This is a genomic window from Candidatus Obscuribacterales bacterium (assembly GCA_036703605.1).
Lineage (GTDB): Bacteria > Cyanobacteriota > Cyanobacteriia > RECH01 > RECH01 > RECH01.
The window spans coordinates 1-10,368 of record DATNRH010000253.1 but is presented as its reverse complement, the minus strand read 5'-3'; the positions used below and the strand labels follow the sequence as shown (position 1 = coordinate 10,368).

The 10,368-nt window shown below is 51.0% G+C and carries 7 protein-coding genes; 3 read left to right on the top strand and 4 right to left on the bottom strand.

Going from position 1 to position 10,368, the window contains the following annotated elements:
- Positions 1 to 660, bottom strand: a 660-nt coding sequence (locus V6D20_05290; protein HEY9815204.1) for a DUF1611 domain-containing protein, incomplete at its 3' end; no start/stop codon positions are given.
- A gap of 682 nt (positions 661 to 1,342) precedes the next feature.
- On the bottom strand, positions 1,343 to 2,029 hold the full coding sequence (locus V6D20_05285) for a hypothetical protein (protein HEY9815203.1): 687 nt from the start codon (positions 2,027 to 2,029) through the stop codon (positions 1,343 to 1,345).
- Between the two features lie 530 nt (positions 2,030 to 2,559).
- Here V6D20_05285 and V6D20_05280 point away from each other — a divergent pair.
- From V6D20_05280 to speY, 3 genes are all read left to right on the top strand, one after another.
- Entirely contained in the window at positions 2,560 to 5,784 is a 3,225-nt protein-coding gene (locus V6D20_05280; GenBank protein HEY9815202.1) for a PAS domain-containing protein, read from the top strand.
- Positions 5,785 to 5,876: 92 nt separating this feature from the next.
- Positions 5,877 to 6,572, top strand: coding sequence for a response regulator (locus tag V6D20_05275; protein ID HEY9815201.1), 696 nt, complete (start codon positions 5,877 to 5,879; stop codon positions 6,570 to 6,572).
- Positions 6,573 to 7,464: 892 nt separating this feature from the next.
- Complete coding sequence (gene speY, locus V6D20_05270; GenBank protein ID HEY9815200.1) at positions 7,465 to 8,649, top strand: deoxyhypusine synthase; 1,185 nt, start codon at positions 7,465 to 7,467, stop codon at positions 8,647 to 8,649.
- 490 nt (positions 8,650 to 9,139) lie between these two features.
- Here the strand turns inward: speY and V6D20_05265 are convergent, their stop codons facing one another.
- Positions 9,140 to 9,451, bottom strand: coding sequence for a DUF2973 domain-containing protein (locus V6D20_05265; protein HEY9815199.1), 312 nt, complete (start codon positions 9,449 to 9,451; stop codon positions 9,140 to 9,142).
- 104 nt (positions 9,452 to 9,555) lie between these two features.
- Complete coding sequence (locus V6D20_05260; GenBank protein HEY9815198.1) at positions 9,556 to 9,879, bottom strand: DUF2605 domain-containing protein; 324 nt, start codon at positions 9,877 to 9,879, stop codon at positions 9,556 to 9,558.
- Positions 9,880 to 10,368 lie beyond the last annotated feature (489 nt).

Sequence of the window (10,368 nt, the reverse complement as noted above, 5' to 3'; positions counted from 1 at the left end):
ACCAATCACAAACTGCGATGTTAATGCATCGATGGAGACGCCATACCTGGCTCCCTGAATCAAACTTGTTTGCCCCGTTGCCACCAAAATAGACTTAAGACCCAGTCCATTAAGAACCTTATTCAGCTCTATGGCAGTGGTCATTTTTCCACAAGCGCAATCCGTTCCCAAAACAGCAATCACCGGTACCGTTACCCTAGAAATCTGCCCCGTAAAGACATGCAGATCCTTGAGTTGGGGAGGCTTTCTGATGTCTTTAATCTCAACATGATACTGGGCAGCCGCATGCACAAATTCAGCATCGTCTGAAAAGAACTGATGAAGACCATTAATGATCGTCATGCCCTTTTCCATGGCATCTAAGATACTCTGCCGCTCATGGGGTGGTATGTAAGCTTCTAGAGGAGCTTTTCCATAGATGTAGCAATCCGGCACGGAGGGAAATTGACTCAATGCTTCATCTAGGTTGGCAAAAATAGGAATGCCATTGCAGGCTCCACCCAAGACTTCTCCTGCATCACCGCCAGATCGCAAACTATCAATAACGCCAAGAATGGTATATAGCTCCGAGTGGCGAACGAGTCCGGCAGCGGTTTTTCCATCCAACAAGCCAAATTGACCTTCACAGTAAACTAAAGCTGTTTCTTTAATGATTGCCATACCAATGTCTTCCTTCACTTTATTCTTAACTATTCGGAAAGCGTTTATAAATGTAGTTCAGCTTTCTCACAATTCAACGTTGTATAGCCATGCAAAAATGACACAATGCTTTTCCGCGCCAAAGTTGTCACGTTTTAATCGTGTACCAACAAGCTGTGCTGCAAATCTATACGGTTAGGTAAATTCTATGAGAGACTTAAAACTATTTGACAGCAAAGATCTTGCGTCTTAGATCCTACGTCTTGATTGAGTCTTAGCTTAAATCTAGGTCACAACAATGGTAGCATACATTACTTTTTCGTGCCGGATCACACATATAAAGCAAATGAACCTTAGCTTGTCTGTCAAGTAAATATCTAGAACTAACTTGATATCTTTCTAAGATCTCCAGATATTTAAAGCGATCGCCCCCATCCTACAGCTAAAAAAGCGATCGCTTTCTTACAAGTAAATCAAGAAAAGCGATCGCCCTCAATGTTAATCAGCCTTGGGGGTATTGACAACTAGCGCATCCAGGCAAATAAATCTATCCCAATACCCAATTGACTGATGAGACATTGATTGAAACATCGATTGAGGTATCGATTGAGATATCCCTGACGCTATACGGCACTGAGTCTTAACTTAACTTGTTGTCTTAAGCCAAGAACAGCAGCGCACCATCATCGCAGTTAAGCGCTGCTTACGAATGGCGGCGGATGTCTGAACCGTCGTGATTCGTGTGATAGACCTGAGGTGTGCCATCAGCATCAACCTCTACCCGCCAGCCAAAGATAGCAATCTCGGTGCAGACCCCATCCTCTGGCTCAATGCCCAGGCAGCCATTCCAGACAGCGCTGGTGGCATTGGTGATCTGCAGGCGATCGCGTTCTAGCCCAGTCTCTTTTTCCACCTCTTGCAACAGGCGATCGCTCAACGAGGGAGGAAGGGGCGAATGCAGATCCGTATCAATCCACCGTACCGTTTGCCCGGTGGCATCCGTGCGATAGAACCATTCCTCTTGATCATGGGATACATGCACCTGCCAGCCTTCGACTAAGGCCATCAGGCAGCTTTCTGCCGGGCCACCTAGCCCCAGGCAGCCATCCGACCAGGTTTCGGCCGTTGCGCCAACCCAGGTCAGTTGATTGGCGTCGATGCCGGTGCGCTTCTCAATGTCTTGGAGAACATTATTAAGCACGGACGGCGGCATAGCACTATCGTCGGGTAGCGTCAGATCAGCACTCGGGGATGAAATAGTAGCGTCCGGATTGTTGTTGGGTTCGGCGATCGCTGATGGATTGCTTTGACAGCCCATGATCAATAAGGTCAAGACCATCACCGAAACGAGACGGGGGGATTGCCAGCGAAACGAAAGAAAACGAGTCATATGTGTTGAAGGGGATGATGTACAAACTAGATCATTGTCCAGCATTGGCTTAAGCCACACATCGATGCAGAGGGAATCACAAATGGGGGTATCCCACTTTTGTAGCCCTCACCCTAAATCCCCCTTTCAGAGCGAGAGAGGAACTTTGAAACCGGCGCTCCTTTTCCCAAAAAAGGAAGAAAGGATTGGGGGGTGAAGGTCAACGTGTAAAGCTGAGATGCACCCTCACACATCCCACGGCCGCCCATAGAAAATAGACAATTGCGGCCGCAATCTATGATTTGGGATGGTGCTCTCACCTATGTCTACCCTAACTGGTGCGATCGCTCCCATGAGTTTGGTTACCAAAATGGAGACAGCGATCGCGAGATTCATCCTAGCCAGATGGGAATCAACAACGAGTTTTGGGCATCCTGCGTAATAGGACACCCATTCATTTCTATACCATCATCACGCTTTGCACCATCTTACGCTTTGCACAACCTTGAGAACCCTTTGTGTTCTTGGGTGATTCCCAACTTTTGCACCCTATGGTCGATTCCCTATTGCATACTGTTGTAACCGTGACCCCAGACACCCCACTCCTTGAGGTGCTGCGGTTAATGAGTTGCGTGCAGTCCGCACCGCAGTTTCTACCCGACTCTGATCCCCACTCCGATCTACCTTGGCGATCGCCTGACCCGCGGCCCAACTGCGCTTTAGTGACTGATGCAGAGCGGCTTGTAGGCATCATCACCAGCAAAAATATCATTCAAGCTCTTACGCCTGATCCAGCCTTTGCCGTCGTCTGTGCTCAGGATGTAATGACCACGCCGGTGATTAGCTTGTCAGAACTAGACCTCCAGAATCCAGAAACGATCGCCCACTATTTCCAGCGTCATGCCATCCATCACCTGCCGGTCGTCAATGCGCAAGGACATCCCTTAGGGCTGCTGACCTCCGAACAGTTCTTGCAGTATCAACTCAACACCCAACTGCAAGACGAAATTACTCGGCACCATCAAACCGAAGAAGCCCTGCAGCAACGCATTCGCCTAGAAGAACTAGTAACGACAATTTCTGCCCAGTTTATCCCCCTAGAAGCAGCCCAAATCGATGATGGCATCCGCCGTGCCCTACAGGCGATCGCTGAATTTACCGGAGCCGATCGCGGCTATCTCTTTCGTGTCTCTGAAAACCAAAGCCAGATCTCGAATACCCATGAATGGTGTGCCTCAACAAGTCTCTCCTTGCAGGCCAACTACCAAAATCTGCAAATTCAAGACTATGTCGATCGCCTAGACCATCTGAGAAGCTTGCGTGGCTTTGCTATTGCTGCCCTGCCACCCACGCCACCCAGCGATCGCCTGCTCCATCGCCAACCGCAAATGAAGGCAGCTATCCAGGTACCTATTGTGCTGGAGCAATCCCTGTTGGGTTTTGTGGGGCTAGATGCAGAGCGATCGCTCCGGTCTTGGGGACAAGACACCATCATGCTCTTGATCTTGGTCGGAGAGATTATTGCCAGTGCTCTCAAGCGGCAACAAACCGAAATTATTCTCAAACAAAGCATGGCCACCAATCGGGCCCTGCTAGGAGCCCTGCCGGATGCCATTTTACGCATCACCCGAGATGGCATTTTGGTGAACAAGAAACCCGATGCCCATGGGGTGATCCCAGTACCCGATGATGAATTCTTGGGCAAACACCTCACCGATGTCTTTCCCCCCGAAATTGCCCAGATGACCTTGACCTATGTGCAGCGGGCATTAGAGACAAAGGTGATCCAGAGTTTTGAGTATCAGCTCAAGCTAGGCAACACCCTTTATGACTACGAAGCCCGCTTTGCCGTCAGCGATCGCCATGAGGTGATGGTGATTATTCGCGACATTAGCGATCGCAAACGTACCCAAGCCGAACTCCAACGCGCCAAGGATCAGCTGCGGGTGGTGTTGGATGCGGTACCGGGTTTGATTTCTTGGATCCGCGATGATTTGGTCTATCAAGGCGTCAATACGCGCATGGCGGAAGCATTTGGGCGATCGCCAGAAGATTTTAGCGGAAAACCCATCGGTTTCCTAGGCGGACGGTTGGAATTTAACACCTTTGTAGAAGAATTCTTCACTAGTTCCAGCCACACCGCCACCCGTGAAACCCGTTTGGATATTAACGGCACTGAGTATGAGTATCTAGTCGTCGCCCAAAAGTATGCCCAAGACCATGCCGCCGTATTTGTGGGCATTGACATCACCGAGCGTAAACGGGTTGAAAGCCAGCTCTATGAATCCCAGCAGTTGCTGCAATTGGTGGTAGACAATATCCCCGAAGCAATTTTCTGGAAGGATCGCAACTCGGTTTATCTCGGCTGTAACTTGGCCTTCGCCCATGTGGTGGGGTTGGAATCTCCTGCAGACCTAGGTGATGGAAAAACCGACTTCGATCTGTTCTCCTGGGCTCCCGATGCTGCTGAGTACTATCGCCAAGACGATCGCCGCGTCATGGAGTCCGACTGTCCTCAGTACCATGTGATAGAAGCCCAGATCCAAGCTGATGGTCAGCAATATTGGATCGACAAGAATCTGATTCCTCTCCACGACAGCGATCGCCAAGTGGTAGGCATTCTCGGCACCTGTGAAGACATCACCGCCCGCCGCACAGCAGAACAAAAGCTACGCCAAAGTGAAGAGCAGTATCGCACCTTGGCTAAGAATTTTCCCAACGGAGCAGTGCTGCTGTTTGATCCCCATCTGCGCTATACCATCGCCGATGGCACCGGGCTGGAGTTGATGAATCTATCCAAAACCAGCATTGAGGGTAAAACCCTTTGGGACGTGTTTCCAGCGTCTATTGCTGAGCAGTTAGAACCACACTACCGCCAAGCACTGGCTGGTGAATCTAGCAGTCTTGAAATATCTCTCCGCGATCGCATCTATCTCGTCCAGGTCACGCCCCTCAAGGATAGTCAAGGCGACTGCTTTGCAGGCATGGTCACCACCCAAGACATCACCAAATACAAGCGCGTTGAGCAGGAAATTCGCAATGCCCTGGAAAAAGAGAAACAGCTTAATGAATTAAAATCTCGCTTCATCAGCATGGCATCACACGAATTTCGTACCCCCCTGGCTACCATCCTGGGTTCATCAGAAATTTTGCGCCACTTTGGCAACAAATGCTCTGAGGAGAAGCGCCTAAAGCATTACGAACGTATTCAAACCGGGGTGGAGCAGATGACCCGCCTGCTCGACGATGTGCTGCTGATTGGACGTGCCGAGGCCGGTCGCGTGCCCTTCCAGCCCATCCCCATTGACCTGGTCCCCTTCTGTGAAAATCTCAGTGAAGAGCTGCAAATTAGCACGGGCTATAAACGCAATGTGGTGATCCAAACCCAGTTTGCCCCAGACGCGATCGCATCCCTGGTGATTGAAGCCGATGAGCAGCTTTTACGACAGGTGCTCACCAACCTCCTATCCAATGCAATTAAGTATTCTCATCCTGGCGGAGTTGTAGATTTTTCCATCATGCTAGATGTACGGTCTGTTGTATTCTCCATTGCCGACCAAGGCATTGGCATTCCCGATGCCGATCAAGCTCGATTATTTGAACAATTCCATCGAGCGGGCAATGTGGGAACTACGCAGGGCACAGGTCTAGGACTTTCCATTGTGAAAAAATCCGTGGAGCTGCATGGCGGCACCATTACCCTAGTCAGCCACGTCAACCAAGGCACAACCTGCACCGTCACTCTCCCCCTCACCCAAACACCGTCCGTCGATTGATCCTGATGCGATCGCCTCCTAACCTGGAACTATTCCATCCCCGTACCACTGCCACCCTACTTTGTGACGCCACTCCCCTGGAGTATTAACGCATGACGACTATTCTTGTCATTGAAGACCAACAACCGATTCGGGAAAACATTGCCGCTATTTTAGAAACCGAGGGCTACAACGTCATCGGCGCTAAAGATGGTAGTTTCGGTCTCCGCTTGGTGCGAGAAAAGCAGCCCGACTTAATCGTTTGTGACATTATGATGCCAGGGATTGATGGCTACGGCGTCTTAAACGCCCTGCGTCACAATCCCCTAACGGCAGCGATTCCCTTCATTTTTCTCTCCGCCCGCACCGATAAGCTAGACCAGCGCCAGGGCATGAACCTAGGAGCCGATGACTATCTCACCAAGCCCTTCACGCGCCATGAATTACTAGATAGCATTCGAGCCCGGCTGCAAAAACACACCATGATCATGAAGCGCAGTCAGTCGGCCCAGCGCCAAACCTCGTACCTGGAAGAAAAACTAACGGCCTTGGAAGAACATTCCATCGAAAGCGATCGCCTCTTGGAGCAATTCTCCGACGAGTTTAGCGGCTTAATTTCCAACATCAACCTCGTGGTGCAACTGCTGAACGATCGCACCGCCAATGACGTTCTCGATCGCTACCTCAAAATACTCAAAGAAGAGTCCCATCGAGGGGTAGAACTGCTGAACCAGCATCGCCTGCTGCCTAAACTGGTGGACGACAAAACAGCCAAGCTCCTTGATCAGTTTAATGAACTCATGGGCTAACGCCATCCTATAGACTATGAGGTCGCTCACGGTATGGCTCCAGCAACCCCTAGCATGGGGTCTGTGACCGTTTACGAACGGGTTATATCTCCTCGAAAGGTGCCGTAACGCACCGCCATGAGGCAACCCAGGTCAGTCTCTAGCCTTCCAAATGGAGTTCATGGACGTTTAGAACGGCACGATCGCTGTCAAACTCGCGCCCTGTAGCAAAGATTTGTGCAATCTCCGCCATTTTGGGGATAAATTTCACAAACGTTAGTGTTAAATTGAATGCAGAACGTATTACGGAAGGTTGAGAAGCGTTGAAACGTTTTGCCTTACTTGAGTACCCTTGGAGACCTTTGTGGTACTTAGAGCTGAAATTGAAGCGCCGACGGCGGTGTGACCCAGCACTGTCCTGGACGGATCGATGTGAAGGGCCTAGTATGGTCTGACCGGCTTGAGAGCCCCTGAGATGTGAGTCAGTGATCAGTCGTGAGCGATCGCCTGACTACCCGGATCTCAGACGCTGCAATGGGTTCAGCCGGTCAGGTAAGTCTTGAGAAACATTCAATAATGCCGGGATAGGGAAACGGATCCATAGGATCTATGAGGTTTATGCTGTCTGAAATGGACAAGCTAGACCTAACCTTGGATTGGGCTACAACTCGCATACATAAGCAAGTCCTAAACCTGGGGTTGACCTTGAGCTATGAACCGAAGAACGCTCGTTACCCCAAGGTAACGAGCAGCAACGTACGGCCTACCTCGGTCAACAACCATCATCATGGCTAGAGTCTACACAGTCTGGGGGCGATCGCTCCTGGGGCAATGGCCATGACTGTTTCCCTCCCCGATGCAAATGCTCACCCCTTCGTCCACCTCAATATCTACTTTGCTTAGGAGGAGTCTCATGTCTCAACTACTGAGTCATAAAATTGCACCCGTGCCCATGCCCGCTAGTATCAACGTGGTAGATCTCGTAGATGGGTATTTCACCGCCTACAATTCAGCGCGGCTACGGGAAACCTGCCATCTGTTAAGTCGTGAGGTTCTACAAGAGGGCGTGACCGTTGGACTCAGCCTTTCCGGTGCCATGACCCCAGCAGGCTTTGGCGTGTCGGTACTGGCACCCTTGATGCAGCACGGTTTTATAGACTACATCATCAGCACCGGGGCCAACCTATACCATGACATGCACTACGGGCTAGGGCTGAGCCTCTATGCCAGCAATCCCTTTGTAGACGATATCAAGCTGCGGCAAGAGGGACGCATTCGCATCTACGACATCGTGTTTGACTACGATGTGCTGCTGGAAACTGATGCCTTCATTCGCGAAATTCTGCGATCGGCTCCCTTCCAAAAACGGATGGGCACCGCTGAGTTCCATCACCTGCTGGGCCGCTATGTCCACGAAATTGAGACCCAGCTTGGCGTCACCCACCGATCGCTGCTTTCGACCGCCTACGAATGTGGCGTGCCTGTCTACACCTCATCCCCTGGTGATAGCTCCATCGGCATGAACGTGGCAGCGATCGCCCTGGAAGGATCCCAGTTGATGATTGATCCCTCGATTGACGTCAATGAAACCGCCGCCATCGTCTACGGGGCCCGTCAGTCTGGTATTCCCGGTGTAGAAGGCAAGAGCGCTGCCCTGATCCTCGGCGGTGGCAGTCCCAAGAACTTCCTGCTACAAACCCAGCCCCAACTCCATGAGGTTCTGGGTCTAGAAGAGCGGGGTCACGACTTCTTCGTGCAAATTACCGACGCCCGACCGGATACCGGCGGTCTATCAGGAGCTACGCCTAACGAAGCGGTGAGCTGGGGCAAGGTTGATCCCAATGAACTGCCGAGCACCATTGTCTGCTACACCGACAGCACCATTGCCCTGCCGATCATTGCCTCCTACGTGATCAACCAATGCCCTGCGCGATCGCTGAAGCGGCTCTACGATCGCCGAGGTGAGTTGATGGATAACCTAAAGCGCGACTATGAAGCCGCCAAGTCAAATCCCCAGAAAGCGGCTAACCCCTCTGAGCTCGTCGGTGCCACCAGCGCCCCAGCTACCTATCCCTGCGGTACACCCATCCGCCGATAGACTCTCACCGCTTGACCTTCGGCGGCAGCGATCGCCGAGGGTCAGCCCCTGGCTCTAGGCAAAGCTTTGTGTCTAGACAACTTTGATGTCAACCATGTTGATGTTAACCATCTAAATCTGTCCAATCGGCCAAAAAAATTAGCCAGAGATTACCCCTGGCTAGTCCTCACAACTGGATCATGTGTTTGGTGACTTGACGCATCTATGGTGTAGATAGTTCCAACCCATGATCTAGGAGGTGGATCTCAATAAATCTTGTTGTCGCCTGCTGTTAGGCATAGCCGTAACGCACCGTCTTGCAGGGCTTTGATGCGTTGCGCTGCTGTATCTCACAAGTCAACAGGGCTGGCTGCTTAAGATGTGCCAGCCAGCAAGACGTGACAAACCACCAGACCTCAGGAGCCACAAGCTACAACTCTCCTGAAGTTTGGGGTCTAAAATTCTAAGGCAGCGCTAGAGCAGCTCTTCCGTCTTCGGCGAAAACCCCAACCTAAAGCGTTTCGTCCTGGGTCTCGTCTGTGCTGGGAGATGATTGATAGAGGGCGTCTAGACGCTTGCGCGCATCATCAACCGTAATCGATCGCATCACCAAATAGGGCTCCTTAACCACAGCTCCCGTCTCATCCAGCAGTTCAGGATGGGATGACATCCGGGACGAGCCCATCGAATTGCCATACCCCGACCGATTGTTGCTGGGCTCTTGACGGACTTCCGCCCCTAGGGTCATTAAATTTCGAATCAAGTTGCCGACGGCCAAGAACGCCAACACTGCAAACGCAACAATATAAAGCAGATGTAACATTTCTTTCTCCTAAGAGCAAACCAAACCAAATCGCGAATTGACTCAGAAGGGGCGATCGCCACTGGACTCAAACCTTAGAAACGAAGCGTTATGAGCCTAGCTAACTAGTCACCCTGAACGCGGGCCGTCCGGCTACGGCGGCTTACCTGCCAGCATTCAGCCACCAACCGATGCCAAGGCATCAATATTGAGGTTTCGATTCCTACTTGACCATCGGTGGCGCGCAGCAGCATTTGAGCGGTACTCACTTCTTGCTGAGCCGTCGTTACCCGTGCTAGGAGATCAGACTGCTCTTCAGGGCCCAAAAACTCAAGCTCTTGGGTTTCAAGCAGCGATCGCGATCGCCCAAACCAATATTGAAAGTCGTCTAAAAGCGGCTCCAGTAGTGCCTTCAATAATTCGGGCTCCGGTGCATTCGAACTAAACATGCGTTTATTTAATCTAGATTATTAGGCTACTACATTAATCTTAATAGAATTTACGTTTCGTAACAATTTTTGATATTTTTCCAGGGCACTCTTCCATTGTACCAGTCCAGTTTAGGGCCATCGTCAGGAAGCGATCGCCCCTCAAAGCCTGACTTCATCTAGTCTGTAGACAAAAATTAAATGAGAACAACAGGAACTTTCTCAAATCTTACTGAATTCTCCCTGAATGAGAGCCTCCGAATCCCGCCGACTCTCGATAAGATAGAGAGCAATCCTAGGGTGATCCATAAAGCGATCGCATGAGAGCCTTCCCCTTCCCCTTGCCCTTAGGAACCTGCATTTTGTTTCGTGACCGATTAGTGACTGATTAGTGACCGATGCCTCAAGACGCCTCTTCCGATTCTATGCAAGCTCAGCCCGCCGAACAGCAGCCCATTCGTCTGCCCAAGACCAGCGAATCCGATCTCCTCAAGCGCATTCGCCATACAA

Coding starts and splice junctions, on each gene's coding strand:
- V6D20_05265 (HEY9815199.1), bottom strand. CDS start 9,451: ATGTTACATCTGCTTTATATTGTTGCGTTTGCAGTGTTGGCGTTCTTG.
- speY (HEY9815200.1), top strand. CDS start 7,465: ATGTCTCAACTACTGAGTCATAAAATTGCACCCGTGCCCATGCCCGCT.
- V6D20_05275 (HEY9815201.1), top strand. CDS start 5,877: ATGACGACTATTCTTGTCATTGAAGACCAACAACCGATTCGGGAAAAC.
- V6D20_05280 (HEY9815202.1), top strand. CDS start 2,560: ATGGTCGATTCCCTATTGCATACTGTTGTAACCGTGACCCCAGACACC.
- V6D20_05260 (HEY9815198.1), bottom strand. CDS start 9,879: ATGTTTAGTTCGAATGCACCGGAGCCCGAATTATTGAAGGCACTACTG.
- V6D20_05285 (HEY9815203.1), bottom strand. CDS start 2,029: ATGACTCGTTTTCTTTCGTTTCGCTGGCAATCCCCCCGTCTCGTTTCG.